This window comes from Streptomyces sp. SID8352, assembly GCF_009862265.1.
Taxonomy (GTDB): Bacteria; Actinomycetota; Actinomycetes; order Streptomycetales; family Streptomycetaceae; genus Streptomyces.
On record NZ_WWGX01000073.1, the window covers coordinates 22,833 to 49,485 of the forward strand.

Annotated in this window: 21 protein-coding genes; 17 read left to right on the forward strand and 4 right to left on the reverse strand. The window is 74.9% G+C overall.

Annotated elements, in window-relative coordinates:
- Positions 1-58: 58 nt before the first annotated feature.
- Genes argC through GTY84_RS22520 form a run of 5 tightly spaced genes read left to right on the forward strand, consistent with a single transcriptional unit; the run spans position 59 to position 4,943 of the window.
- On the forward strand, positions 59-1,087 hold the full coding sequence (gene argC / locus GTY84_RS22500) for an N-acetyl-gamma-glutamyl-phosphate reductase (RefSeq protein ID WP_161228136.1): 1,029 nt from the start codon (positions 59-61) through the stop codon (positions 1,085-1,087).
- Complete coding sequence (gene argJ / locus GTY84_RS22505; protein ID WP_161228137.1) at positions 1,084-2,235, forward strand: bifunctional glutamate N-acetyltransferase/amino-acid acetyltransferase ArgJ; 1,152 nt, start codon at positions 1,084-1,086, stop codon at positions 2,233-2,235. Before argC ends, argJ begins: the two co-directional genes overlap by 4 nt.
- Positions 2,232-3,191 carry an acetylglutamate kinase gene (gene argB / locus GTY84_RS22510; RefSeq protein WP_161228138.1) on the forward strand — a complete coding sequence of 320 codons (960 nt, stop codon included), beginning with the start codon at positions 2,232-2,234 and terminating at the stop codon, positions 3,189-3,191. The genes argJ and argB overlap by 4 nt, the downstream gene beginning before the upstream one ends.
- Positions 3,188-4,396: an acetylornithine transaminase gene (locus GTY84_RS22515; RefSeq protein ID WP_161228139.1), complete on the forward strand. Its 1,209-nt coding sequence runs from the start codon at positions 3,188-3,190 to the stop codon at positions 4,394-4,396. Before argB ends, GTY84_RS22515 begins: the two co-directional genes overlap by 4 nt.
- Positions 4,397-4,403: 7 nt before the next feature.
- A complete protein-coding gene (locus GTY84_RS22520; RefSeq protein WP_161228140.1) occupies positions 4,404-4,943 on the forward strand; it encodes an arginine repressor in 540 nt (179 codons plus the stop codon).
- Between the two features lie 46 nt (positions 4,944-4,989).
- Here GTY84_RS22520 and GTY84_RS22525 read toward each other — a convergent pair whose 3' ends face one another.
- Positions 4,990-5,694: a L,D-transpeptidase family protein gene (locus tag GTY84_RS22525; protein ID WP_161228141.1), complete on the reverse strand. Its 705-nt coding sequence runs from the start codon at positions 5,692-5,694 to the stop codon at positions 4,990-4,992.
- 289 nt (positions 5,695-5,983) lie between these two features.
- Between GTY84_RS22525 and argH the strand changes: the two genes are divergently transcribed.
- From argH to GTY84_RS22545, 4 genes are all read left to right on the forward strand, one after another.
- Complete coding sequence (argH, locus tag GTY84_RS22530) at positions 5,984-7,411, forward strand: argininosuccinate lyase (RefSeq protein WP_161228142.1); 1,428 nt, start codon at positions 5,984-5,986, stop codon at positions 7,409-7,411.
- Between the two features lie 73 nt (positions 7,412-7,484).
- Complete coding sequence (locus tag GTY84_RS22535; RefSeq protein ID WP_161228143.1) at positions 7,485-8,456, forward strand: aldo/keto reductase; 972 nt, start codon at positions 7,485-7,487, stop codon at positions 8,454-8,456.
- Between the two features lie 448 nt (positions 8,457-8,904).
- On the forward strand, positions 8,905-9,450 hold the full coding sequence (locus tag GTY84_RS22540; protein WP_202551593.1) for a TetR/AcrR family transcriptional regulator: 546 nt from the start codon (positions 8,905-8,907) through the stop codon (positions 9,448-9,450).
- 3 nt (positions 9,451-9,453) lie between these two features.
- The gene (locus tag GTY84_RS22545) at positions 9,454-10,986 is read left to right on the forward strand and encodes an MFS transporter (protein WP_161228145.1); all 1,533 of its coding nucleotides are present in this window, start codon (positions 9,454-9,456) and stop codon (positions 10,984-10,986) included.
- A gap of 828 nt (positions 10,987-11,814) precedes the next feature.
- On the opposite strand, the gene GTY84_RS22550 is transcribed toward GTY84_RS22545, so the two are convergent.
- A complete protein-coding gene (locus GTY84_RS22550; RefSeq protein WP_161228146.1) occupies positions 11,815-12,486 on the reverse strand; it encodes a lysophospholipid acyltransferase family protein in 672 nt (223 codons plus the stop codon).
- A gap of 339 nt (positions 12,487-12,825) precedes the next feature.
- On the opposite strand from GTY84_RS22550, the gene GTY84_RS22555 reads away from it, so the two are divergent.
- Positions 12,826-14,028, forward strand: coding sequence for a glycerophosphodiester phosphodiesterase (locus GTY84_RS22555; protein ID WP_161228147.1), 1,203 nt, complete (start codon positions 12,826-12,828; stop codon positions 14,026-14,028).
- Positions 14,029-14,320: 292 nt separating this feature from the next.
- Entirely contained in the window at positions 14,321-14,818 is a 498-nt protein-coding gene (locus GTY84_RS22560; RefSeq protein WP_161228233.1) for a GNAT family N-acetyltransferase, read from the forward strand.
- 48 nt (positions 14,819-14,866) lie between these two features.
- On the opposite strand, the gene GTY84_RS22565 is transcribed toward GTY84_RS22560, so the two are convergent.
- Together GTY84_RS22565 and GTY84_RS22570 are read right to left on the reverse strand one after the other, a co-directional pair.
- Positions 14,867-15,316: a hypothetical protein gene (locus GTY84_RS22565; protein ID WP_161228148.1), complete on the reverse strand. Its 450-nt coding sequence runs from the start codon at positions 15,314-15,316 to the stop codon at positions 14,867-14,869.
- The gene (locus GTY84_RS22570; RefSeq protein WP_161228149.1) at positions 15,297-15,656 is read right to left on the reverse strand and encodes a hypothetical protein; all 360 of its coding nucleotides are present in this window, start codon (positions 15,654-15,656) and stop codon (positions 15,297-15,299) included. The genes GTY84_RS22565 and GTY84_RS22570 overlap by 20 nt, the downstream gene beginning before the upstream one ends.
- 748 nt (positions 15,657-16,404) lie before the next feature.
- Here GTY84_RS22570 and GTY84_RS22575 point away from each other — a divergent pair.
- The 6 genes from GTY84_RS22575 to cobT all read left to right on the forward strand — a co-directional run bounded on the left by GTY84_RS22575 (position 16,405) and on the right by cobT (position 26,561).
- On the forward strand, positions 16,405-17,439 hold the full coding sequence (locus GTY84_RS22575; RefSeq protein ID WP_161228150.1) for an ATP-binding cassette domain-containing protein: 1,035 nt from the start codon (positions 16,405-16,407) through the stop codon (positions 17,437-17,439).
- The gene (locus GTY84_RS22580) at positions 17,436-18,188 is read left to right on the forward strand and encodes a methionine ABC transporter permease (protein WP_161228151.1); all 753 of its coding nucleotides are present in this window, start codon (positions 17,436-17,438) and stop codon (positions 18,186-18,188) included. The genes GTY84_RS22575 and GTY84_RS22580 overlap by 4 nt, the downstream gene beginning before the upstream one ends.
- A gap of 91 nt (positions 18,189-18,279) precedes the next feature.
- The gene (locus GTY84_RS22585) at positions 18,280-19,107 is read left to right on the forward strand and encodes a MetQ/NlpA family ABC transporter substrate-binding protein (protein ID WP_161228152.1); all 828 of its coding nucleotides are present in this window, start codon (positions 18,280-18,282) and stop codon (positions 19,105-19,107) included.
- Between the two features lie 149 nt (positions 19,108-19,256).
- On the forward strand, positions 19,257-19,895 hold the full coding sequence (locus GTY84_RS22590; RefSeq protein WP_161228154.1) for a GNAT family N-acetyltransferase: 639 nt from the start codon (positions 19,257-19,259) through the stop codon (positions 19,893-19,895).
- A 124-nt stretch (positions 19,896-20,019) separates the two neighbouring features.
- Positions 20,020-21,240: a precorrin-6y C5,15-methyltransferase (decarboxylating) subunit CbiE gene (gene cbiE / locus GTY84_RS22595; RefSeq protein WP_161228155.1), complete on the forward strand. Its 1,221-nt coding sequence runs from the start codon at positions 20,020-20,022 to the stop codon at positions 21,238-21,240.
- 335 nt (positions 21,241-21,575) lie between these two features.
- Positions 21,576-26,561 carry a nicotinate-nucleotide--dimethylbenzimidazole phosphoribosyltransferase gene (cobT, locus tag GTY84_RS22600; protein ID WP_161228156.1) on the forward strand — a complete coding sequence of 1,662 codons (4,986 nt, stop codon included), beginning with the start codon at positions 21,576-21,578 and terminating at the stop codon, positions 26,559-26,561.
- Positions 26,562-26,653 lie beyond the last annotated feature (92 nt).

Below are 26,653 nucleotides of genomic sequence, written 5' to 3' on the forward strand. Positions count from 1 at the left end.
CGTTGCATAAACCTGCGTCGGTACGTATAGTCATGCCATCGAGGAGGAGGGTTTTCTCATGGCGGTACGTGCGGCGGTTGCCGGGGCCAGTGGGTACGCGGGAGGGGAGCTGCTGCGTCTGCTGCTCGCGCACCCCGGGGTCGAGATCGGCGCCCTGACCGGGAACTCCAACGCGGGACAGCCGCTCGGTGCGCTCCAGCCGCATCTGGCGCCGCTGGCCGACCGCGTGCTGGAGCCCACCACGACCGAGGTCCTCGCCGGGCACGACGTGGTCTTCCTCGCCCTGCCGCACGGCCAGTCCGCCGCCGTCGCGGAACAGCTCGGCCCGGATGTGCTCGTCGTCGACATGGGCGCCGACTTCCGGCTGAAGGACGCCGCCGACTGGGAGAGGTTCTACGGCTCCCCGCACGCCGGCACCTGGCCCTACGGCCTTCCCGAACTGCCGGGCGCCCGCGCCGCGCTGGAGGGGTCCAAGCGCATCGCGGTGCCCGGTTGCTACCCGACCGCCGTCACCCTGGCGCTGTTCCCGGCCTACGCCGCCGCCCTCGCCGAGCCGGAGGCCGTGATCGTCGCCGCCTCCGGCACCTCCGGCGCGGGCAAGGCGGCCAAGCCGCACCTGCTGGGCAGCGAGGTCATGGGCTCCATGTCGCCCTACGGCGTCGGCGGCGGCCACCGCCACACCCCGGAGATGATCCAGAACCTCGGCGCGGTGGCGGGCGAGCCGGTCACCGTCTCCTTCACCCCGACGCTCGCCCCCATGCCCCGGGGCATCCTCGCCACCTGCACCGCCACGGCGAAGCCCGGCGTCACCGCCGAGGCCGTCCGCGCCGCCTACGAGAAGGCGTACGCCGACGAGCCGTTCGTCCGCCTCCTGCCCGAGGGCCAGTGGCCGGCGACGGCGTCCGTCCACGCTTCCAACGCCGTTCAGGTACAGGTCGCGTACGACGCCGCCACGCACCGGATCATCGCCATCAGCGCCATCGACAACCTGACCAAGGGCACCGCGGGCGGTGCCGTCCAGAGCATGAATCTCGCCCTCGGCCTCGACGAGGCCACCGGGCTGACGACGATCGGAGTCGCGCCGTGAGTGTGACGGCAGCACAGGGATTCACGGCGGCGGGGATCGCCGCCGGGATCAAGGAGAGCGGCAACCCCGACCTGGCCCTCGTGGTCAACACCGGCCCCCGCCGCGCCGCCGCGGGCGTCTTCACCTCCAACCGCGTCAAGGCCGCGCCCGTCCTCTGGTCCGAGCAGGTCCTCAAGGGCGGCGAGGTGACCGCCGTCGTCCTCAACTCCGGCGGCGCCAACGCCTGCACCGGCCCCAAGGGCTTCCAGGACACCCATGCCACCGCCGAGCGGGCCGCCGCGGTCCTCGGCACCGGCGCGGGCCAGGTCGCCGTCTGCTCCACCGGGCTGATCGGCGTCCTGCTCCCGATGGACAAGCTGCTCCCCGGCGTGGAGAGCGCGGCCGCGCAGCTCTCCGAGCACGGCGGCGAGAAGGCCGCCATCGCCATCAAGACCACCGACACCGTGCACAAGACGTCCGTCGTCACCCGGGACGGCTGGACGGTCGGCGGCATGGCCAAGGGCGCCGGCATGCTCGCCCCCGGCCTCGCCACCATGCTCGTCGTCCTCACCACCGACGCCGACCTCGGCGGCGACGTCCTGGACGCGGCGCTGCGGGACGCCACCCGGGTCACCTTCGACCGCGTCGACTCCGACGGCTGCATGTCCACCAACGACACGGTGCTCCTGCTCGCCTCCGGCGCCTCCGGCGTCACCCCCGGGCAGGCCGACTTCGCCGAGGCCGTGCGCGCCGTCTGCGACGACCTCGGGCAGCAGCTCGTCCGGGACGCCGAGGGCGCCAGCAAGGACATCCGGATCGAGGTCGTCAACGCCGCGACCGAGGACGACGCCGTCGAGGTGGGCCGCTCCATCGCCCGCAACAACCTGCTCAAGTGCGCCATCCACGGCGAGGACCCCAACTGGGGCCGGGTGCTGTCCGCCATCGGCACCACCTCCGCCGCCTTCGAACCGGACCGGCTGGCCGTCGCCATCAACGGCGTGTGGGTCTGCAAGGACGGCGGGGTGGGCGAGGACCGCGAGCTCGTCGACATGCGCTACCGCGAGGTGCACATCGTCGCCGACCTCGCCGCCGGCGACGCCACCGCGACGATCTGGACCAACGACCTCACCGCCGACTACGTCCACGAGAACAGCGCGTATTCCTCATGAGCACCCGCAAGCACACCGCCCTGCCGAAGGCCCGCATCCTCATCGAAGCCCTGCCCTGGCTCACCCGCCACCACGGCCGCACCGTCGTCATCAAGTTCGGCGGCAACGCCATGGTGAACGAGGACCTCAAGGCCGCCTTCGCCCAGGACGTCGTCTTCCTGCGCCACGCCGGGCTCAAACCCGTCGTCGTGCACGGCGGCGGCCCGCAGATCAGCGCCGCCCTCGACCGGCACGGCATCGTCAGCGAGTTCAAGTCCGGCCTGCGCGTCACCACCGAGGAGGCCATGGACGTCGTGCGCATGGTGCTCGCCGGGCAGGTGCAGCGCGAGCTGGTCGGGCTGCTCAACCAGCACGGCCCGTTCGCCGTCGGGCTCACCGGCGAGGACGCGCACACCATCACCGCCACCCGGCACCGGCCCGAGATCGACGGCGAACGCGTCGACATCGGCCGGGTCGGTGAGATCACCGCGATCGACACCGGCGCCATCGAGGCGCTGCTCGCCGACGGCCGCATCCCGGTCGTCTCCTCGATCGCCCGCTCGCAGGACGACGGCCACGTCTACAACGTCAACGCCGACACGGCGGCCGCGGCACTCGCCGCGGCGCTGGGTGCCGAGACGCTCATGGTCCTCACCGACGTCGAGGGCCTCTACGAGGACTGGCCGGAGTCGGACGAGGTGATCAGCCGCCTCACCGCCGCCGAGCTGGAGGACCTGCTGCCCGACCTGTCGGCCGGCATGGTGCCGAAGATGGAGGGGTGCCTGCACGCCGTGCGCAACGGCGTCACCACCGCCCGCGTCATCGACGGCCGGGTCCCGCACTCGATCCTGCTGGAGATCTTCACCGACGAGGGCATCGGCACCATGGTCGTGCCCGACGGGGCCGGGGAGCGGGGCGCCACCGGGCGGAACGAACCGAACGAACCCAACGAACCGAACGAGCAGGGGGAGTCGTGAGCAACGAGGAACTCACCACGCGGTGGCAGGGCGCGCTGATGAACAACTACGGCACGCCGCGCCTGCCCCTGGTCCGCGGCGAGGGCAGCAGGCTCTGGGACGCCGACGGCACCGAGTACCTCGACTTCGTCGGCGGCATCGCGGTCAACGCCCTCGGCCACGCCCACCCGGCGGTCGTCGAGGCCGTCTCCCGGCAGATCGCCTCCCTCGGCCACGTCTCCAACCTCTACGTCGCCGAGCAGCCGGTCGCCCTGGCCGAGCGACTCCTCCAGCTCTTCGGCCGCGACGGCAAGGTCTTCTTCTGCAACTCCGGCGCCGAGGCCAACGAGAGCGCCTTCAAGATCGGCCGGCTGACCGGCCGGCCCCGCATGGTGGCCACCCAGGGCGGCTTCCACGGGCGCACCATGGGCTCCCTGGCCCTGACCGGCCAGCCCGGCAAGCAGGAGCCGTTCCTGCCGCTGCCCGGCGACGTCACCCATGTGCCCTACGGCGACCCGCAGGCGCTGGCCGCCGCGGTCACCGAGGAGACCGCCCTGGTGATCCTCGAACCGGTCCAGGGCGAGAACGGCGTGATCGTCCCGCCGCCCGGCTATCTCAAGGCCGCCCGCGCCATCACCGCCGCCACCGGCGCCCTGCTGGTCCTCGACGAGGTGCAGACCGGCGTCGGCCGTACCGGGCACTGGTTCGAGTACCAGGCCCACGAGGGCGTCCTGCCCGACGTGGTCACCCTCGCCAAGGGGCTCGGCGGCGGGCTGCCGCTCGGCGCCACCGTCGCCTTCGGCCGGGCCGCGGAGCTGTTCGGGCCCGGTCACCACGGGACGACCTTCGGCGGCAACCCCGTCGCCTGCGCCGCCGGGCTCGCCGTCCTCGACACCATCGCGGGCGAGGGGCTGCTGGAGAACGTCAAGCGCCAGAGCGCGGAGCTGCGCGGCGGGATCGAGGGCCTCGGCCACCCGCTGGTCGCCCATGTCCGGGGCGCGGGCCTGCTCCTCGGTATGGTGCTCACCGAGCCGCTCGCGCCGCAGGTGCTCCAGGCGGCTCAGGACGCCGGTTTCCTCGTGAACGCGCCCGCCCCCGACGTCGTACGGCTGATGCCCGCGCTGAACCTCGGCGACGACGCGGTGGCGGCCTTCCTCGGGGCCCTGCCCGGCATCCTGGACCAGGCCCAGCAGGCCGCCCACGGGGACGGACGATCCGGAGAATGAGTCGACGATGAGCCAGGCGCAGGACCACGAGCAGACCGCCGGGCCTGCCGTACCGCAGACCCGCACCGCACGCCACCGCCGGATCGTGGACATCCTCAACCGGCAGGCGGTGCGCTCCCAGAGCCAGTTGGCGAAGCTGCTCGCGGACGACGGCCTGACCGTCACGCAGGCGACGCTCTCACGGGACCTGGACGAGCTGAACGCGGTGAAGATCCGCAACCCCGACGGCGACCTGATCTACGCGGTGCCCAGCGAGGGCGGCTTCCGTACGCCCCGGGCGCCGCTGGGCGGGTCGGTGAAGGAGGAGCGGATGCGCAGGCTCTCCGCGGAGCTGCTGATCTCCGCGGAGGCGTCCGCCAACCTCGTGGTCCTGCGCACCCCGCCGGGTGCCGCCCAGTTCCTCGCCTCGGCCATCGACCAGGCGGAGCTGCACGACATCCTCGGCACCATCGCCGGGGACGACACCGTGCTGCTGATCAGCAGGGAGCCGACCGGCGGGCAGGCGCTGGCCGACCACCTCCTGCGGCTGGCCCAGAACGACCACTGAGCGGCCGGGTGCGGCGCCCCGTCCAGGCCCGGGCGTGGCGCCCCGCTCAGTAGCGGGTGACGGCCGTGGCTCCGTCCCCGGTGCCGATGGCGATGTGCGGGCGGGCCGCCGGGCTCGCCCAGCGCAGCAGCCGCCGCATCGCCTCGGCCGGTACGGACACGCATCCGGCGGTCGCCCCCCGCCCGTCGACGTGCAGGAAGATGCCCGCGCCGCGCCCGCGCACCGGGTGGCGGTAGTTGAAGCCGACGACGAGGGCGTGGGCGTACTGCGCCGGATAGCCGGCCAGCCGCTCGGCCTCCCCGGCGCGGCAGTCGGCGGGCAGCGGCGCGGCCCAGCGGTTGTAGGAGCGGGACGCGTTGTCCTGGCACCACCAGGAGTCCTCGCGCACCGGCCGGTAGGGGTACACCGTGCCGGGCGGCGCCGGGGCGGTGCCGAAGGCGAACGGCAGCCCGTACAGCCCGGTGGGGGTGGTCTCCGTGCCCTGGCGGCGGGTCGCGCCGTCGGCCAGCCCGTTCGCCCCGAAGCGGGCGGGCGCGGTACCGGCCTGGACCCATCCGCCGTCGCGGCGGTCCCACCAGGTGAGCGTGCCGGTCGTGGAGGCGGTCCGCGCGGCCACCGCCGTGATGAGCTGGTCGCCGCCTCCGGTGTCCGCCATCCGGTACGGCAGCGGTGGCTCCCCGGCGGCCCGGGCGGGGGCGGCGGCGAGCAGCAGGGAGGCGGACACCAGGACGGACAGGGCACCGGGGCGCATGGCTCGGACGGTAGACGGGGGCGGCGGCGACGGCAGCCCGGGGACGTCCGTTCGGGCCCGTGGCCGTGTGGTCCTTCCCGGTGACGCGGGCGTCGGGGGCGTCGTCCGCGTCGCGGAGCGCCGGGCGTGCGGTCCCGGTCGTCCTCGTGGGCCGGGGAGAGGACGGCGGATCCGCGGATGTCACGGACGGAGGGGAGTCCGCAGGCCGGCCCCGCGCGGCAAATTGACGAAACATGCAGTGTTCTGCATAATCATGCAGGCCATGTCGGTACGGTGAGGAGCGCAACCAGTGAGCAGCAACAGCGGTGACGTACGGCTCTGGGGCGGCCGTTTCGCCGACGGTCCCGCCGAGGCCCTGGCGAAGCTGTCCGCGTCGGTCCACTTCGACTGGCGCCTCGCGCCCTACGACATCGCGGGCTCCCGCGCCCACGCGCGCGTCCTGCGCGGTGCCGGACTGCTCACCGACGACGAGCTGACCCGCATGATCGCCGGGCTCGACCGGCTGGAGGCCGACGTGGTCTCCGGCGATTTCACCGGCACCATCGCCGACGAGGACGTCCACACCGCGCTGGAGCGCGGCCTGCTGGAGCGGCTCGGCCCCGACCTCGGCGGCAAGCTCCGCGCCGGGCGGTCCCGCAACGACCAGGTCGCCACCCTCTTCCGGATGTACCTGCGCGACCACGCCCGCACCCTGGGCGGCCTGATCGCCGACCTCCAGGGCGCCCTGGTCGGTCTCGCCGAGGCCCACCCCGACGTGGCCATGCCCGGCCGCACCCATCTCCAGCACGCCCAGCCGGTCCTCTTCGCCCACCATGTGCTCGCCCACGTCCAGGCCCTGTCCCGGGACGCCGAGCGGCTGCGCCAGTGGGACGAGCGCACCGCGGTCTCCCCGTACGGCTCCGGCGCCCTGGCCGGCTCCTCGCTGGGCCTCGACCCGGAGGCGGTCGCCCGCGACCTCGGCTTCGAGCGCGGCAGCGCCGCCAACTCCATCGACGGCACCGCCTCCCGCGACTTCGTCGCCGAGTTCGCCTTCGTCACCGCGATGATCGGCGTCAACGTCTCCCGGATCGCGGAGGAGATCATCATCTGGAACACGAAGGAGTTCTCCTTCGTGACCCTGCACGACGCCTTCTCCACCGGCTCCTCGATCATGCCGCAGAAGAAGAACCCGGACATCGCGGAGCTGGCCCGGGGCAAGAGCGGACGCCTGATCGGCAACCTGACCGGTCTGATGGCGACGCTCAAGGCCCTCCCGCTCGCCTACAACCGCGACCTCCAGGAGGACAAGGAGCCGGTCTTCGACTCCATCGACCAGCTCGAGATCCTGCTGCCCGCCTTCACCGGCATGATGGCCACCCTCACCGTGCACCGCGAGCGCATGGAGGAGCTGGCCCCGGCCGGGTTCTCGCTCGCCACCGACATCGCGGAGTGGCTCGTCCGGCAGGGCGTGCCGTTCCGGGTCGCGCACGAGGTGGCCGGCGAGTGCGTCAAGGTCGCCGAGGGCGAGGGCAAGGAACTCGACGAGCTGACCGACGAGCAGTTCGCCGGGATCTCCGAGCACCTCACCCCCGAGGTCCGCACGGTCCTCGACGTCCCCGGCGCCCTCGCCTCCCGCGACGGCCGCGGCGGCACGGCCCCGTCGGCGGTCGCCGTCCAGCTCGCCGAGGTCAAGGAGGACCTGGCGGTCCAGTACGCGTGGGCCGGCGCCGGGAAGTAGCGCCGGTTTGCCCGGAGGGCATCGCGGTTACGTTGGTCGCAGGCCCACCGCAGCCGACCGAACGGAGCCCGCGATGCCCTTCGCCCGCCTGGCCGCCGCGACGACCCCGACCTGCCACCTCGGCCTCGGCCTCGCCGCCGTCGGCCGCCCGGGGTACCTCACCCTCGGCCGGGACCGGGACCTGGGCCCCGACCGCGGCGCCGGGGCGCTGCGCACCCGGACGGCCGAACTCCTCGACGCCGCCTACGCCCAGGGCGTGCGGTACGTCGACACCGCGCGCTCCTACGGGCGGGCGGAGGAGTTCCTCGCGGAGTGGCTGCGCTCCCGCCCGGACGCCGACGACGTGGTCGTGGGCAGCAAGTGGGGCTACGCCTACACCGCCGACTGGTCCACCGAGGCCGAGCGGCACGAGGTCAAGGACCACTCCCTCGCCGCCTATCGGCGCCAGCGCGCCGAGACGGACGGACTGCTCGGCGACCGGCTCGACCTCTACCAGATCCACTCGCTGACCCCGGAGAGCCCCGCCCTGGCCGACCGGGAGCTGCACGCGGCGCTCGCGGAGGCCGCGGCCGGCGGCCTCACCGTCGGCTTCTCCACCAGCGGTCCCGACCAGGCCGCCGCCATCCGCGCCGCCCTCGCGGTCACCGTCGGCGGCGAGCCCCTCTTCCGCACCGTCCAGGCCACCTACAACGCGCTGGAGACCTCCGCCGGTCCCGCTCTGGCCGAGGCGCACGACGCCGGGCTCACCGTGATCGTCAAGGAGGGCATGGCCAACGGGCGCCTCGCCGCGCCGCACGCGCCCTCCGCGCTGTGGGCGGTGGCCGACGAGACGGGCCTGGGCTGCGACGCGGTCGCCCTCGCGCTGGTCCTGCGGCAGCCCTGGGCGGGCGTCACCCTCTCCGGCGCCGCGACCACCGCCCAGCTCGGCTCCAACCTGCACGCCGCCGCCGTCGACCTCGACGAGGACCAGGCGGCCCGTCTCGACGCCCTCGCCGAGGACCCGCGGGCCTACTGGGACCAGCGCGGACGGCTGCCCTGGCACTGACGCCGGGGCAGCGCCCCGGTGGCCCCGGGCAGCGTTCCGGCGGCTCCGGAGCAGTGCCGCGGGCCCCACCGCTGCGGCGCCCCGCCGGGTTCGCCGCCCCGTCGCCGCGGTGCCTCCACCGGCTTCGCCGCTCCTGCTCGGCACCGCTCAGTGCGCCCCGCCCCTTGCAGCCGACCGCCCGACGACCCCGGCCCTCCGTCGTCCCGCCGCCCGGCCCCCTCCGCCGCCCTGGGGCGGTCCGGCCCTCCGCCGCCCTGGGCCCCCGCCGCCCCGGCGCGGGCCTCCCGCCGTACTCCCCGCCCAGGTGAGCCCGCCCACCGGGGCGTCCGGGCCCCGCCCGGCCCCGTGCCCCGCCTCCGCCGCCGGTCCCGGGAGCCCCCTCCGTGAGTGACGTGTCACACATACCCACGGTGAGACAAAAATGTCTCATGTGCTCTACCTTCGTCTCATGGCTGTTGACCGAGAGCAGGTACTGCGCAGCGCCGCCGCCCTGCTGTCCCGCAAGGGCGCCGCGACGATGGACGAGGTCGCCCGGGCCGCCGGGATCAGCCGGGCCACGCTGCACCGCCACTTCGCCGGGCGCGACGCCCTGGTCCGGGCCCTGGAGGCGCTGGGCATCGCGGAGTGCGAGGCCGCCCTGGAGGCTGCCCGCACCGACGAGGGCCCGGCCGCCGGGGCGGTGCGCCGCCTGGTGGGGGAGCTGCAGTCCGCCGCCGGGCTGCTGTCCTTCCTCTACAGCGAGAACCAGCTCTTCGAGGGCGAGGAGCAGAACGCGGGCTGGGCCCGGCTGGACGCCCGCCTCACCGAGCTGTTCCGCCGGGGGCAGGAGAGCGGCGAGTTCCGCATCGACCTCACCCCGGCGTGGCTCACCGAGGCGCTGTACGGCCTGCTGGCCTCCGGCGCCTGGGCGGTGGCCGAGGGCCGTGTGGCCCGCAACGACTTCACCCGCATGATCGTCGAGCTGCTGCTCGGCGGCGCACTTCGGAGAGAGTGACCCATGACCCGCACCCTGAGCCCGGCGCCGCCCGCCGAGGAGGTCAGGAACCCCGGCCGCTGGCTCGCGCTGTCCGTCCTGGTCCTGGCCGTCCTGCTGGTGGCCGTCGACGCCACCGTGCTCGGTCTCGCGACCCCCTACATCAGCGAGGACCTCGCGCCCTCGGGCACCCAGCTGCTCTGGATCGGCGACGTCTACTCCTTCGTCATCGCCGGACTCCTGGTCTCCATGGGCAGTCTCGGCGACCGGATCGGCCGCAAGCGCATCCTGCTGGTCGGCGCCACGGCCTTCGGCGCGGTCTCCGTGCTGAACGCCTACGCCTCCACGCCCGAGACGATGATCATCGCGCGGGCGCTGCTCGGCGTCGCGGGCGCCACCCTGATGCCCGCCACCCTCGCCCTGATCCGCAACATCTTCCACGACCCGCGCGAACGCAGCCTCGCCGTCGGCATCTGGGGCGCCACCGCCTCGGCCGGGATGGCGGTCGGCCCGATCGTCGGCGGGGTCCTGCTGGAGCACTTCTGGTGGGGCTCGGTCTTCCTGATCAACCTGCCCGTGATGGCCGTCCTGGTCGTGGTCGGCATCAGGTTCCTGCCCGAGTCGCGCGATCCGTCCCCGGGGCCGTGGGACACGCCCAGCGTCGCCCTCTCCCTGGTCGGCATGGTCGGCGTCGTCTACGCCGTCAAGGAGGCCGCCGCGGACGGCTTCGCCTGGGGCACCCTCGGGGCGGCCCTGGCGGGCACCGCCGCGCTCTACGGCTTCGTACGCCGTCAGCTCACCATGCCGGTGCCGCTGCTGGACATGCGGCTGTTCCGCAGCCGGGGGTTCAGCGGGGCCGTCCTGGCCGATCTGCTGACCATCCTGGGCCTGTCCGGGCTGGTCTTCTTCCTCTCCCAGTACCTGCAACTGGTGCAGGGCAGGGGACCGTTCGAGGCGGGGCTGGCCGAGTTGCCCGCCGCGATCGGCGCGGTGGCCGCCGGTCTGATCGCGGGGCGCGCGGCCCGGCGCTTCTCGGTCCGGGCCGTGGTCAGCGGGGGCCTCGCGGGCATCGGCCTGGCGCTCGCCGCGCTGACCGTCCTCGGGCAGCACACGGGCTACCCGCTGCTCGGCGCCGCCCTGCTGGTCGTCGGCCTGGGGGCCGGGTTCGCCTTCACGGTCACGGCCGACGTGATCCTCTCCAGCGTGCCCGAGGAGAAGGCCGGGGCCGCCTCCGCGGTCTCCGAGACGGCCTACGAACTGGGCGCCGCCCTCGGCATCGCCCTGCTCGGCTCCATCGTGACCGGCGTCTACCGGGGCTTCACCGGCCCGGCGGGCACCCCCGACGCCGCCCACGAGTCGCTCGGCGGGGCGGTGGAGGCCGCCGCCCACCTGGACCCGGCGACGGCCGCCGGGATGCTGGACGCCGCCCGGCAGTCCTTCGTGGACGGGCTCACCCTGGCCGCGGGCATCGGCGCGGCGGTCCTCCTGGCGGCCTCGGCGGCGGCGTGGTACCTGCTGCGCGGACAGCGCCTGGAGGACACGGCGCCGCACGCCTGACGGGGGTCACGGGGCGGGCGCGGGCGCTCGGGCCGGGGCACGGGCGGTCCCTGCCGGCGGCCCGGGGCGGCCCGGGGCGGCCGGGGGCGGCCGGGGGCGGCCGGGGGCGGATGCGGAGCCACCCGCGAGGGCGCCCCGGCGGCCCGCGAACCCCGGCTCCGCCCGGCGGGGCCGGGGTTCGCGGCTCCGCTCGGAGCAGTCCCCGCCCGCCGGCGCATCTCCGTCCGACGGGTGAGTCCCCGTCAGCCCGCGCGGGACTCACCCGTCGGACGCCTGTTCGTCCGGTCGGCAGGGCCCGCAGCCACGCGGGCGCCCCACCCGGTGGCGAGGTGCCTGCCCCGGAGCGATCCACGACGGCGACCGCTGCCCTTAGGGGGACGCCCCGCCTCCGTGGGCGGACGCCCCGTCCCCTGGGGGATGCCCCCGGCCGTGGGGACCGGCCTTCCGCACCGGGGCGGGACCGCCGTACGCGTGCGCGCGCCGCCCCGGTGGCCGGGCCGCGCCCTCATGGGGCTACGCCCGGCCCGCAGGGGATGCCTTCACCCGTACGGGCCGCCCCCGGCTCCGTACGGGCCGCCCCGACTTTGCAGGGGGCGCCTCCACCCGTACGGGTCACTCCTGCCTGGAGGGCCCCTACCCGTACGGGCGGCCCGGCGAAAGCCATGGGCTCCGCCCGTAGAGGGATGGGACGCCCCCGAAAGCCGCAGGCACCGTTGCCCGTAGGGGCGCCCCCGGCGCGGGACCGGAGCGCGTGAGGGCGGGCCGCCGTTGTGGCGGCCCGCCCTCACGCGGTGCCCGGTGCGGTGGCGCCGAGCCCGGCGCCGGCCGTCAGGCGGCCTTGGCCTTGCTCGCGTAGATGTCCACGTACTCCTGGCCGGACAGCTGCATGACCTCCGTCATCACGGAGTCCGTGACGGCTCGCAGGACGTAGCGGTCGCGGTCCATGCCCTCGTAGCGGGAGAACTCCATCGGCTCGCCGAACCGCACCGTGACCTTGCCCGGCCGGGGCAGGCCCGAGCCGCCGGGCTGCAGCTTGTCCGTGCCGATCATCGCGAACGGCACCACCGGCGCCCCGGTCATCAGGGTCAGCCGGGCGATGCCCGTGCGCCCCCGGTAGAGGCGGCCGTCGGGGGAGCGGGTGCCCTCGGGGTAGATGCCGAAGATCCGGCCCTCCTCCAGCACCCGGCGGCCCGTCATCAGCGCCGCCACCCCGCCCCGGCCGCCGTCCCGGTCGACCGGGATCATGCCGACGCCGGTGAAGAACCACGCCATCAGCCGGCCCTTGAAGCCCTTGCCCGTGACGTACTCGTCCTTGCCGATGAACACCACCTGCCGGTCGCACACCAGCGGCAGGAGCATCGAGTCGATGAAGGTGAGGTGGTTCCCGGCCAGGATGACCGGACCGTCACCGGGGATGCGCTCCGCGCCCTCCACCCGTAGACGGAACACCAAGCGCAAGACCGGACCGAGCACTGCCTTGATGAACGCGAAACGGGACAACGGAATCCTCCGGTCGGGGATGCGTGCGACTCTGTGCAGGTGAGGACATTACTCGCGGCCCCGGTGGTTGCGCACGTCGGTCGTACGGCCTTCCGGCCCCCTCGTCCACCCGTGTCCACCTGCGGCGCCGGGCCCGCGCGGGCCCTCCTTCCGTTCCCCCGAATGTGAGCCAACTCGCGCTCCCGGAACCGGCGAAACGTCACCCCCCGTCCCTCGCGGCCCCCTTCGCGGCCGTACGTCATCCCGCGTCGTCCCAGTGTTCCGGTGGCGGTCCCTCCGGCGTCACGGACGCGGTCCTACGATCGGCGCGCACCGGAGGTCGACGGCGGGAGAGTGCTGATGGCAACGCAGGAGTCGGACAACCGGACGGCCGGGACCGCGCGGCGCACGCTGCTCGGGGTGGCGGTCCTCGGCGCGGGCGGCGGTGTCCTCGGACCGGTCGGCGCGGCGCACGCGGGGACCGGGCGGGACGGACAGGGGGACAGGGGCGACCGGGGCGACCGGGGCGGGGGCCGCGGGCTGAAGGGGCTCCCCGTCCCCGCGATCATCGGCCACCGGGGGGCCAGCGGCCACCGCCCCGAGCACACCTTCGGCTCCTACGAACTCGCCCTCGACATGGGCGCCGACATCGTCGAGGCCGGTGATCTGGTCCCCACCCGCGACGGCCACCTCGTCTGCCGCCACGAGCCGGAGATCGGCGGCACCACCGACGTGGCCGTGCACCGGGATTTCGCCGACCGCAGGCGGACCAAGGTGGTCGACGGCGTCCCCACCACCGGCTGGTTCACCGAGGACTTCACGCTCGCCGAGCTGAAGACGCTGCGCGCCACCGAGCGCATCCCCGGGAACCGTCCCCACAACACCCTCTACGACGGCCGCTGGGAGATCCCCGCCTTCGAGGAGGTGCTGCGCTGGCAGACCGAGCAGAGCCGCCGCCGCGGCAGGGAGGTCTGGATCTACCCCGAACTGAAGCACCCCACCTACTTCCGCAAGCTGGGCCTGCCCACCGAGGAGCGGCTCGCCGGGCTGCTGCGGCGGTACGGCCGGGACCGGAAGAACTCGCCGGTCATCATCCAGTCCTTCGAGCCCACCAGCATCCGCCGGATGAGCCGGCTCGTCGGCAACCCCCTCGCCGTGCTGCTCTCCGGTGCCGCCGTCCGCCCCTGGGACTTCACCGAGACCGGCGACCCGCGCACCACCGCCGACCTCATCACCCCGCAGGGCCTCAAGGAGATCGCCTCCTACGCCCGGGGCATCGGCCCCACCCTCGACCTGATCATCCCCAGGGACGCGGCCGGCCGCCTCACCGAGCCCACCGCGCTCGTCCGCGACGCGCACCGCGCGGGCCTGGTCCTCCACCCGTACACGATGCGCAACGAGAACCCGTTCCTGCCCGCCGACCTCCGCCGGGGCGCCGCGGCCGACGGATACGGCGACGCGTTCGGCGCCTTCCGCGCGTACTTCGCCACCGGCATCGACGGCGTCTTCACCGACCACCCGGACACCGGGGTGCTCGCCCGCGCGGACTTCGTCAACCGCTGATCCACGCCCACCGGTCCGGGTGGTCTTCGGTCGCCCGGGGCAACCGCCGCCCCGGGCGACCGCGCCGGACCGCCCATGACCGCGCCGCACCGATGATCACCGCGGAGCCGCCCGTCGCTCGCGCCCGGCGCCCGCCGCGGAGTTGGGTATCTCACAGCGGGATCTTGGGGTGGAAAGATCGCTGTGTCCCGGTATGTCCCCGGAGATTGCTCACGCCGGAGGTTGCGGCCGAGCGGGGACGGGGATAGCTCTAGGGGACCATAGTGATCAGGTGAGCGGGAGGCATGCGCACATGGGCATGAGCGTGACCATCTCGGAGGCGGTCGAGCGGGACGCCGAGCAGATCTTCCGGTTGCAGTACCTCTGCTTCCAGAGTGAGGCCGCGCTGTACGGCAACTACCGCATCGAACCCCTCGTCCAGACCCTCGAATCCGTTCGCGCGGAGGTCACCGGCGACTGCGTCTTCGTGGCGCGGCTCGGTGACGAGGTCGTCGGCTCGGTGCGCGGCCGGCTCGCCGAGGACGGCTCCGCCGCCATCGGCCGGCTCTGCGTGCACCCGCGCCTCCAGGGGCACGGCATCGGCGCCCGGCTGCTCCGCGCGGCCGAGACGGCGCTCGCGGGGGAGCGCGGCGCCACGCGGTTCCGGCTGTACACGGGACACCGCAGCGAGGGGAACCTGCGGCTGTACCAGCGCGTCGGCTACCGCACGGTCGGCACCGAGCAGGGCACCGACGGCGTACGGATGATCGTGCTGGAGAAGCCCGCCGAGGAGTACGCGGCGACGGCGTGAGGGCGGTGCCCGGGGGCGCGGCCGACGGCCCGCCCCCGTCCGGTCCGCTCAGGCGGCGGCCGTCTCCCGGGCGCCCCGGCGCAGCCAGTACAGCGCCGACAGCGGCAGCAGCACCGGGATGAAGAGGTAGCCCATCCCGAAGTCCGACCACACGGTCGTGTCGGGGAAGGCGGAGGGGTCGGCCAGCGTCCAGGTGCCGACCGCCACCACGCCCACCAGTTCGGCCGCGCAGCAGATCCGCGCCGCCCGGCGCGCCGTCTCGCCGCCGCGCACCAGGGTGTAGGTGATGAAGCCGTAGACGATCCCCGCGACCGCGGAGAGCGTGTACGCCAGCGGCGCCCGGTCGAACTCGGTGGAGATCTGGTACGCGGAGCGCGACACCGCGCCCACCACCATCACCCCGTACAGCCACACCAGCAGGATCCCGGGCCCCGCGATCAGCCGCCGGCCGCCCGGCGCCTCCCGTGCCGCCACCGTCTCAGCCTCCCCAGATGTCATAGAGCCGCACCTCCAGGACGGCGAGGACGACACCGCCGGCGGCCACCGTGACGGAGCCCCAGCGGGTGCGCTCGGCCAGCGACAGGAACCCCGCCGCCGGGACGCAGGCGAAGGCGCCCAGCAGATACGCGACGAAGATGGTCGTCCCCTGCTCCGGCTCCTCGCCCCGCGCGAGCTGCACGATCCCGGTCACCAGTTGGACGAGGCCCAGCAGCGAGACCACGGCCATGCCGAGGAAGTGCCAGTCCTTCGTCGGCTGGTCACGGTAGGCCGCCCAGCCGCACCAGGCGGCCAGCAGCAGCGCGGCGACGCCGGTCACCAGCGTCAGGACGTCAAGCATGGCAGCGACCCTATTACGGTCCGCGCGGCCCGCCGTCCCCGCCCCCGCGCGAGCCCCGTACCCCGCGGCGGGACCGGCCGGACCTCCCCGTCCGCCTCCGCGCGCGGCGCCTGCGCACCGGCGCCTCCGCGCGCGGCGCCTGCGCACCGGCGCCTCCGCGCGCGGCGCCTGCGCACCGGCGGATCCGGCGGCGGCCCCGGCCACGGGTCCCCGCCGTGGCGTTGGCCACAGCGTGCCCGTGACGGGCGGTGCCCGCGGTGCCCGGGTCCGGGGGGCCGCCGCGCAAGGGGCCGCTGGTCAGCGGCGGTCGGGGCGCCGCACGGGTCGCGCGCCGGGCCCGTCCGCCCCCGTCCACCACCTGTCCATGAATGTCCAGTATCCGGACAACTGGTGCCCGCTCGGACCGGTACGTCTGCTTTACTGAGCCCATGAGCACGACGAGCTACCGCATCCTTGCGACCGAGGCGACCATGACGCCCGGTGCTCGTTGTCTGTGCCGAATGCGCGCCTTCTAGAGGGCCCCCGCACCATCCGCACCTCGCGCCCCGAAGCGAGCGGCCGGTCCGCCGCAGTGCCCCGCGCACAGGACTGAGCCACGCCCCGCGCCCACTGACTCCTCCCGGTCGCGCCGTCCCGGCGCGCCACCGCGGGGACGCGTGCCGCGCCCAAGGACCCGGAACCCGAAGAACAATGCCCCGTGCCCGGAGCGCCCCCGCGCTCCGCGCACTCGACAGTGACGGATATCCACGTGATCACCACATCGGGCCTGACGAAGGTCTACCGCTCACGCGGCCGAGAGGTCACCGCCCTGGACGGCGTCGACCTGCACGTCCGCGAGGGCGAGGTGTACGGCGTCATCGGCCAGTCCGGCGCCGGGAAGTCCTCTCTCATCCGCTGTGTCAACCTCCTGGAGCGTCCCACCTCCGGCACGGTCACCGTCGCCGGGCGGGAGCTCACCGCCCTCGCCGGGCGCGGCGCCCGCGCCGGCCGGGAACTGCGGCAGGCGCGCAGCCGCATCGGCATGGTCTTCCAGCACTTCAACCTGCTGTCCACCCGGACCGTGCGGGACAACGTCGAGCTGCCCCTGGAGATCCTCGGCGTCTCGGGGAAGGAGCGGTCCGTCAAGGCGCTGGAGCTGCTCGACCTGGTCGGGCTCGCCGACAAGGCCAAGGCCTACCCCGCGCAGCTCTCCGGCGGCCAGAAGCAGCGCGTGGGAATCGCCCGGGCCCTCGCCGGCGACCCCAAGGTGCTGCTCTCCGACGAGGCCACCAGCGCCCTGGACCCGGAGACCACCCGCTCCATCCTCCACCTGCTGCGCGACCTCAACCGGCAGCTCGGGCTGACCGTCCTGCTGATCACCCACGAGATGGACGTCGTCAAGAGCATCTGCGACTCGGCCGCCCTCATGGAGAACGGGCGCATCACCGAGTCCGGCACCGTGGCCGACCTGCTGGCCACCCCCGGCTCCCAACTGGCCGCCGCGCTCTTCCCGGTCGGCGGCGAGGCCACCGGCGAGGACCGGACCGTCCTCGACGTCACCTTCCACGGCGACGCCGCGACCCAGCCGGTCGTCTCCCAGCTCTCCCGTACCTACAACATCGACATATCGATCCTCGGCGCCGCCATCGACACCGTCGGCGGCCTCCAGGTCGGCCGGATGCGCATCGAACTGCCCGGCCGCTACGAGGACAACGTCGTGCCGGTCGGCTTCCTGCGCGAGCGGGGCCTGCAGGTCGACGTCGTGGGCGCCGACCGCGCCGCGGTGAAGGAAGGTGCCAAGTGACCTGGTCCGAGATGCGGCCCCTGCTGGAGCAGGCGTCCTGGGAGACGCTGACCATGGTCGGCTGGTCCACCCTGATCGCGGTCGCCGTCGGCCTGCCGGTGGGCGTGCTCCTGGTCCTCACCGACCGGGGCGGCCAGCTCCAGAGCACCGTGCTGAACAAGGCCATCGGCCAGATCGTCAACGTCGGCCGCTCGATGCCGTTCATCATCCTCATGGTCGCCCTCATGGGCTTCACCCGCTGGGTGACCGGGACCAGCATCGGCAGCGAGGCCGCCATCGTGCCGCTCGCCATCGGCGGTATCCCGTTCTTCGCGCGCCTGGTCGAGACGGCCGTCCGCGAGGTGGACGGCGGGCTCGTCGAGGCCGTCGAGTCCATGGGCGGCAGCACCTGGACCGTGGTCCGCAAGGTCCTGGTCCCGGAGGCGCTCCCGTCGCTGATCGCCAGCACCACCACGACGGTCATCGCCCTCATCGGCTACTCCGCCATGGCCGGCACGGTCGGCGGCGGCGGCCTCGGGGACCTCGCCGTCCGCTACGGCTACCAGCGCTTCGAGACCGGCCTGATGTGGATCACCGTCGCGCTGCTCGCCGTCGCCATCTCCGTCATCCAGTTCGCCGGCGACCGGGCGGCCCGTTCCGTGCAGCGCCGCGGCACCCGCACCGGTGCGGCCGGCCGGGGCCGACTCCGGCCGGTGAGGCCCGCGAAGGCCGCGAAACCCGCTCCGGCCGACGCCGGCGAGGCCGCGTAACCCGCCGCACCGCACTACCCCCCCAGGACTTCCCCGTTCCACCGAGACGGGGTCGCATCACCCCGTACCACCCTCAGGAAAGGCACTTTTCGTGCGTAACGCCGCCAAGATCACCACCGCCGTCCTCGCCGCCGGAGCCCTCACCCTCGGCCTCAGCGCCTGCGGCTCGGACAAGGACGACGCCTCGGACTCCTCCGGCGCGCTCGTCGTCGCCGCCAGCCCCGTCCCCCACGCCGAGATCCTCACCTTCATCAAGGAGAACCTCGCCGAGAAGGCCGGCCTCGACCTCCAGGTCAAGGAGTTCACCGACTACGTCACGCCGAACACGGCGACGGAGGACGGCTCCGTGGGCGCCAACTTCTTCCAGACCAAGCCCTACCTCGACGACTTCAACAAGAAGAAGGGCACCCACATCGTGCCCGTCGTCGACGTGCACCTGGAGCCCCTCGGCCTCTACTCCAGCAAGATCGACAAGGCCGACGACCTCAAGAGCGGCGCCACCGTCGCCGTGCCGAACGACACGGTCAACGAGGGCCGCGCACTCCAGCTCCTCGCCGCCAACAAGATCATCACCCTCAAGGACGGCGTCGGCACCACCGCGACCCCCGCCGACATCACCAGCAACCCGAAGAACCTCAAGTTCAAGGAGCTGGAGGCGGCCCAGACCCCGCGCTCCCTCGCCGACGTCGACGCGGCCGTCATCAACGGCAACTACGCCATAGAGGCCGACCTCAAGCCGGCCGAGGACGCCCTCGTCCTGGAGGCCGCGAAGGGCAACCCGAACAGCAACCTGCTCGCCGTCAAGGAGGGCCAGGAGAAGGACCCGCGCGTCCAGAAGCTGGTCAAGCTCCTCACCTCGCCCGAGGTGAAGAAGTTCATCGAGGACAAGTACGACGGGGCCGTCCTCCCCTCCTTCTGATCCGCCTCCCGCCCGCACCGCGGCCGGTCCGGCCGCACCACGGGGCCCCCTCCGCACCGGAGGGGGCCCCGTGGTGCACCGGGGTGCTTTCATGCTGCATGCTGGACAGCTCAGCGGGTCTGACGGTCACCCAGGTTACGGAGCGGCGCATGACGAGCACCTTCCCCAACATCTCCATCAGCACGGAGCGGTTGGTGCTGCGCCCCCTCGAAGAGGAGGACGTCCCCGCCCTCCAGGCCATGATGAACGACGAGCAGGTCGCCGCCTGGACCCACGTCCCCCAGCCCTTCACCGCCGAGGACGCCCGCGTCGCGGTCACCGAGTCCGCGCCCGCCCGCCGCGCCGACGGCCGCGGCATCTCGCTGGCCGTCACCGAGTTCCTCACCCAGCGCCTGGTCGGCACCGTCCAGCTCACCAGGACCGACTGGCACGTGCGGTCCACCGAGCTGTCGTACGTCGTCGCCCCCTGGGCCCGCGGCGAGGGCTACGCCTCCGAGGCCGCCCTCGCCACCGCCCAGTGGCTCTTCGGCGACCAGAAGTTCGAGCGCGTCGAGCTGCGGACCGCCGCCGACAACACCGCCGCCCAGCAGGTCGCCCAGCGGATCGGCTGCATCAGCGAGGGCGTCCTGCGCAACGCCTGCATAGCGCGGGTGCGCACGGACGACGGCATCTGGAGCGAGGTCCGCACCGACCTCATCGTCTGGAGTCTGCTGCCCGAGGACCTGGAGGGCGCCGCCGAACACCTGGCCGACGGCGGCGGTTTCACCACCTTCCCCGACTGGAACTGAGTACCGGGGCGCCGTCGGCACCCCACCGCCCCGCGCACCGGGTACGCTCACGGAGCCCGCCCGGCAGGGAACCCGCGCCCGCGGCACACCGACTCGCCCCGCGACTTCCTGGAGACTGACGACGATGGCCGACCGGGTCACGGTGATCGGCTGGGACGGTTCGCCGCTGACCGAAGCGGCCCGCGGCGCCCTCGGCGCCGCCACCCTGGTGGCCGGAGCCGCCCACCACCTCGCCCTCCCCGAGGTGCCGCCCGCCGCCGAACGCGTCCGGCTCGGCAGCGTCCCCCTCGCCGCCCGCCGCATCGCCGCCCACCGCGGCACCGCCGTCGTCCTCGCCGACGGCGACCCCGGCTTCTTCGGCGTCGTCCGCAGCCTGCGCGCCCCCGAACACGGCCTGGAGGTCGAGGTCGTGCCCGCGGTCTCCTCCGTCGCCGCCGCCTTCGCCCGGGCCGGCATGCCCTGGGACGACGCCCACGTGGTCGTCGCCCACGCCCGCACCCTGCGCCGAGCGGTGAACGTGTGCCGGGCCCGGACCAAGGTCGCCGTGCTCACCTCGCCCGGCGCCGGGCCCGCCGAACTCGGCCTGCTGATGGAGGGCGTCCACCGCACCTTCGTCATCTGCGAGGAACTCGGCACCGCTCGCGAGCGGGTCACCGTCGTCACCTCCGACAAGGCCGCCGGCCACACCTGGCGCGACCCCAACGTCGTCATCGTCGCCGGCGGCTCCCACGGGCCGTCCCCCGCCCCGGGGGACGGCGGCTGGATCGCGGGCCACGCCCCGGTCACCGGACCGCGCGGCTGGTCGCTGCCCGCCGGGGCGTACGGCGGCACCCCGGGCGAGGGCGAGAGCGAACCGCTGCGCACCGCCCAGCTCGCCCGTCTCGGGCCCCGACTCGGGGACCTCGTCTGGGACATCGGCTGCGGCGGCGGTGCCTTCGCCACCGAGGCGGCGCGCGGCGGCGCCGCCGTCATCGCCGTCGACCTCGACCCCGGTGCCTGCGCCCGCACCGGCGCCACCGCGCGGCGCTTCGGCGTCCAGATGCAGATCGTGCGGGGCACCGCCCCGCACGTCCTGGAGAACCTCCCCGAACCCGACGTGGTCCGCGTCGGCGGCGGGGGAGCGCCGGTGGTCTCCGCGGTCGCCGACCGCCGCCCCCAGCGCATCGTCACCCACGCCGCCACCCGCGACGCCGCCGAACTCGTCGGCCGCGCCCTGACGGAACACGGCTACCAGGTGGAATGCGCCCTCCTCCAGTCCGTCGGCCTGGACAGCCGGTCCTGGACGGAGACGGAGCGGAGCGTCGCGTTCCTGCTCAGCGGCGTCCTCGCGGACCGCTCCCAATGATCAGGTTGTCCCACCACCGGGGTAGGCTGGCCGATTGTTGTGCCGCACCAGGGCCACCGGCGGTTCGTCGGCCAATGTCCTGAAAAGCCGCCAGTTCCGACGGTGGTGTGGTACGGCGGCAGGGGAGGGACGCGCAACGTGGCGCAGTCCACAGCGGGCCGTCACGGATCTTGCCGCCATGACGGGGGGACGAGCGCGACAATGCCACTGAATGGCTTTGTCGTCTTTGCCGGCGGGTCGTTCGTGCCGCTGGGCACGCACGCTCGTTCTTCACTGGGGCGGTCGGTGCGCCGCCCCGGGCGTAGGAGCACCAACCGATGGGCGAGGGGTTACGCATGACCGACACCGGCCAGATCCCGGGCGAGGGGCTGCCGGAGAACGCAGGGATGGTGGAGCAGCCGGACGTCCACGCGCCCGGTGCGTACACCTACCTCTCCGAGAGCACCGCCGAGGACGAGGACCTGTTGCTGCCGGGCGCGCAGAGCGCCTGGGGCAACGAGGTGGCGCCGCCCGCGCCGGAGCCGGTCGTCGAGACCGTGCACCAGCCGGGCCCCAACGGGACCCTGGGCCCCGACACCGGCTCGGTCGACCTCGGTGCCGTCCGCGCCGCCGAACAGGCCGCGACGCGCCGCCCGTTGCACCTGGGCCCGCCCATCCCGGACGCCTCCGCGAGCCCGGTCCGCTCCCTGGCCGACCGGGGGCCCGCCGACGCCCCGGTGCGCCCGGGGCCCGCGGTCCCCGGTGCCGATCCCGACGGACGGCAGGGCGCCGTCCGGGCCCCGCGGGGAGCGGCGCCCCGGGGCGCCCGGGCGAGGGTGGCCACCGGCGCGCCGGGGGTGGCTGCGGAAACGGTTGCTCCGGTTCCCGGACAGCGGGGCGAGCCGGTCGGCGCCGCCGAGGCCGTGGTCGCCCGGGTGGCGACGCAGGCGGCGACGGCGGGATCGGCGGAGTCCCCGGCGGCCGACGCGGCCGTGACCGGAGCACCCTCGGCCGGAGCGGCTGAGGGTGGCCCAGAGACCGTGCCGTCGACGGTGGAGGCCGCCGAGGGCGGGGCCGCGGACGGTGCGCCCCAGGCCGGTGCCGACGAGACCGGCGAGGGTGGGGCCGCCGTGGGGACCGACGCCGTGGAGACCTCCGCCTCGCAGCCCGGCGCTTCGGAGACCGACGGCGCGGCGGGCCGCGAGCCCGCCGGGACCGACGCGGACGGCGCGGTCCAGGAGACGGCTCCGGGCGAGGACACCCAGGAGGGCACGGGTACCGACGGGGCGAGCGCGGACGGCGCGACCGCCGACGACGGTGCCCCCGAGGATGAGGGGACCGAGGGCGCGGCCGCCGACGCCGGGAGTCCCGAGGGCGTGACCACGGAGGGCGTGACCCCGGAGGGCACCACCGGTGCCGTCCCGGCGGGCGCCCCCGGAACCGGGGCCGCTCAGGAGACGGGCGCCGCACCGGCCCCCGAGGCTGTACCGGCGCCCGAGGCCGCATCGGCGCCCGGGACCGTGTCCGCGTCCTCGTCCGGGACGGCGGAGGAGCCCGGGTCCATGACCCCGCAGGCGGTGGAGGCTCCCGCCGACGGGACGTCCACCGAAGCGGCCCCCGCCGGTGCGGCACCGGACGGCGCGGCCCCCGAGGCCGCTCCCGCCCCGGAGACGGCGACCGTCCCCGAGCCGGCGAGGGAGCCGGAGGCCCTCGGCACCGCGGAGGCGGACCCGGAACCCGTTCCCGGCACCCCGGCCGACGCGGCGTCCGACGTGCCCGGCCCCGGGCCGGCGGCGCGGGCCGACGGAGCGCCCGAGGGCGAGCAGACGGGGGCCCCGGAGGCTTCGCTGCCCCGGGAGACCTCGGGCACCCCGGAGCCGGAGCGGTCCCCGGCGGCTTCGGAGCCGGTGGAGACCCCGGGGCCGATGGAGACCCTGGAACCGGCGGAGACCTTGGAACCGGTGGAAGCCACCGGGGCCCCCGCACCGGAGGCCGACCCGGCCGCCCCGGAGACCGCCCCGGCGGCGGACGGAACGCCCGCTCCCGCGCAGGCGGACGGGGCCGCCGTGACCGCCGAGGGCGGGACCCCGCCGTCGGCCCCGCCGCCCGGGGCGGCGCCCCGGGCCGACGAAGCGTCCGAGGCCGGGCCCGCGCAGGCCGCCTCCCCGGAGACCGGTGCCCCGCAGACCGGCGCCCCGGCCGGCGGCCCGCCGGAGGCCGACGCCTCCGCCGCCGAACCGGTCGCCACCGGGCAGGCACCCGACGCCGTGGCGCAGCCCGCGCCCGCCCCGGTGCGGTCCTCCCCGGCACCGGAGGGGGCCGATCGGGCCCCCGTACCGGAGGCCCAGGAGGCCCCGGGGAACCCCGGGCCCGCGGCGGCCGAGGCCGCCCCCGCGGCAACCGCCGCCGAAGCCGCCGGGGCCGACGTCCCGGAGGAGAGCCCGGAGAACGGCACCGGGACCGCCCCCGCCGAGGACGCGTCCACGCCCGTGGAGGAAGGCACCCCGGCGCAGCCGGAGACCGCCCCTGCGGAGGTGCCCGCCGCAGCCTCGGACACCACCTCCGTCGGCGACGGACCCGCGTCCGCCGAGGACACCTCGGCGGAGCAGGAACCCGCGTCTGCGGAGGAAGCGGCCCCCGTGGAAGAACCTGCGTTTGCGGAGGAAGCGGCACCCGGGGAGGAACCCGCGCCTGCGGAGGAGGCGGCCCCCGTGGAGGAAGCGGCCCCCGCCCCGGAGGCCGGAGCCCTGCCCGGCACGGTGGGGCAGACCCGGCCGGAGGCCCCCGGACCCGCCGACGGCGCGCCCGTGTCCGCGGACCGGCTCGCCACCGAGGACCCGTCCGTAACCGAGGGACGGCCCTCGGACGAGAATCAGCCCACCGCCGAGGACCGGCCCACCACTGAGGGGCAGTCCGCCGCCGGGGATCAGCCCCCCGCCGGGGAACAGCCCGTCCCCGCCGACCGAGCCGGGTCCGAGGCCGCCGTCGCCCCGGAGGCGCCGCACCCCGCCCCGGAGCCCGGCCCCGCCCAGGAGCAGCCGCACCCCGTCCAGGACACCGGCCCCGCCCCGGACGCGCAGCCCCTTCGCGATGACCGGGCGGCCGAGGCGCCCCGGCCGGTCGTCGCCCGGGCGACCGCCCCCGGCCACCCGGAGGACGCGGCGGCCCAGTTGCCCGAGGAGCAGCCCGCGCCCTCTGCCCCCGGCGCCCCGACCGCCACGCAGGGCACCGACGGCACCGCCCCGGCAGCCACCGACAGCACCGTCCCCACAGACGCCGAGGGCGCGGAGGCCGCCGCCGGCACCGGAGCCGTCTCCGCCCCCCTGCCGCAGTCGGAGGACACCCCCGACACTCCCGACCCGGCGACCGGGACCCCGCCCGCTGAGGACGGGCCCGCCCCGGCCGACGGCGAGGAGACGCCCGAGTCCCGGGGGGACGACGGGACCCGGACACCCCCGGCCCACGACCGGGCCCTCCCGCCGGAGGCGGCCGTCACCGCCTCCTCCCCCCGCGAGCCCGGAGCCGACGGCACCGCCGCCCCCGCCGGGGACCCGGCGGCACCGGACGCCGAGGGTGCGCCCGCGGCGGCCGCCCCGCGCAGACCCGCCGGACCGGCGGCACCCGGGTACGACGACGCCGAGCGCGAGGCCGTGCTGAAGGTCATGCGGGAGCGCCGCGACATCCGCAACGGCTTCCGCGACGACCCCATCCCGCACGAGGTGCTGCTCCGGGTCCTGGAGGCCGCCCACACCGCGCCCTCCGTCGGCCACTCGCAGCCCTGGGACTTCGTCGTCATCCGCTCCGGCGAGACCCGCCAGGCAATGCACGAACTGGCGATGCGGCAGCGCGACGCCTACGCGAAGTCGCTGCCCAAGGGCCGGGCCAAGCAGTTCAAGGAACTGAAGATCGAGGCCATCCTCGACACCCCGGTCAACATCGTCGTCACCGCCGACCCCACCCGGGGCGGACGGCACACCCTGGGCCGGCGGACGCAGCCGCAGATGGCGCCCTACTCCTCGGCGCTCGCCGTCGAGAACCTGTGGCTCGCCGCCCGCGCCGAGGGCCTCGGCGTCGGCTGGGTCAGCTTCTTCGACGAGCGCGAGATGGTCCGCGCCCTCGGCCTCCCCGAGCACCTGGAGATCGTGGCCTACCTGTGCGTCGGCTACGTCGACGAGTTCCCCGACGAGCCCGAGCTGGTGCGGGCCGGCTGGTCCAAGCGCCGCCCGCTGTCCTGGGTCGTGCACGAGGAGACGTACGGCCGCCGCGCACTGCCCGGCGAGGAGCCGCACGACCTGCTCGCCGAGACCGTCGCGCAGATCCGCCCGCTGGACGCCAAGGCGCTCGGCGAGGCGTGGGAGCGGCAGAAGCGCATGACCAAGCCGTCCGGCGCGCTCGGCATGCTGGAGATCATCTCCGCCCAGCTCTCCGGACTCTCCCGGCAGTGTCCGCCGCCCGTCCCTGAGCCCGCGGCAGTCGCCGTCTTCGCGGGCGACCACGGGGTGCACGCCCAGGGCGTCACCCCCTGGCCGCAGGAGGTCACGGCCCAGATGGTGGCCAACTTCCTGGGCGGGGGAGCGGTCTGCAACGCCTTCGCCACCCAGGTCGGCGCCGAGGTCTGCGTCGTCGACGTCGGTGTCGCCGCCGATCTGCCCGCCACCCCCGGGCTGCTGCCGCGCAAGATCCGCGGCGGCACCTCCGACATGACCGCCGGACCCGCGATGACCCGCGAGGAGGCCAAACGGGCCGTCGAGGTCGGCATCGAGACCGCCCGCGACCTCGTGGCGGCCGGGAACAAGGCCCTGCTCACCGGTGAGATGGGGATCGCGAACACCACCGTGTCCGCCGCGCTCATCTCCGTCTTCACCGGGGTCGATCCGGCCGAGGTCACCGGGCGGGGCACCGGCATCAGCGACGAGACCCTGGTGCGCAAGACCGAGGTGGTGCGCCGCGCCCTCGAACTGCACCGGCCCGACCCGGCCGACCCGCTCGGGGTCCTCGCCGCGATCGGCGGGTTCGAGCACGCCGCCATGGTCGGCCTGCTCCTCGGCGGTGCCTCGCTGCGCACGCCGGTGATCCTGGACGGGGTCAGCGCCGGTGCCGCCGCGCTCGTCGCCCGCGCCATCGCCCCCGAGGTCCTCGCGGCCTGCATCGCGGGCCACCGCAGCGCCGAGCCCGGTCATGTCGCCGCGCTCAACACGCTGGGCCTGCGCCCGCTGGTCGACCTCGACCTCCGCCTCGGGGAGGGCACCGGCGCGCTGCTGGCCCTGCCGATGGTGCAGAGCACGGCACGGGCCATGCACGAGGTGGCGACGTTCGACTCGGCGGGCGTGACCGAGAAGTAGCCCCCGGCCGGGGGCTTCCGGAGGGACGGTGAGCACCGCGCCCTCCGGGGGATCCCCGGCCCCGGCAACCCCGGCCTCTCGGGGATCTCCCG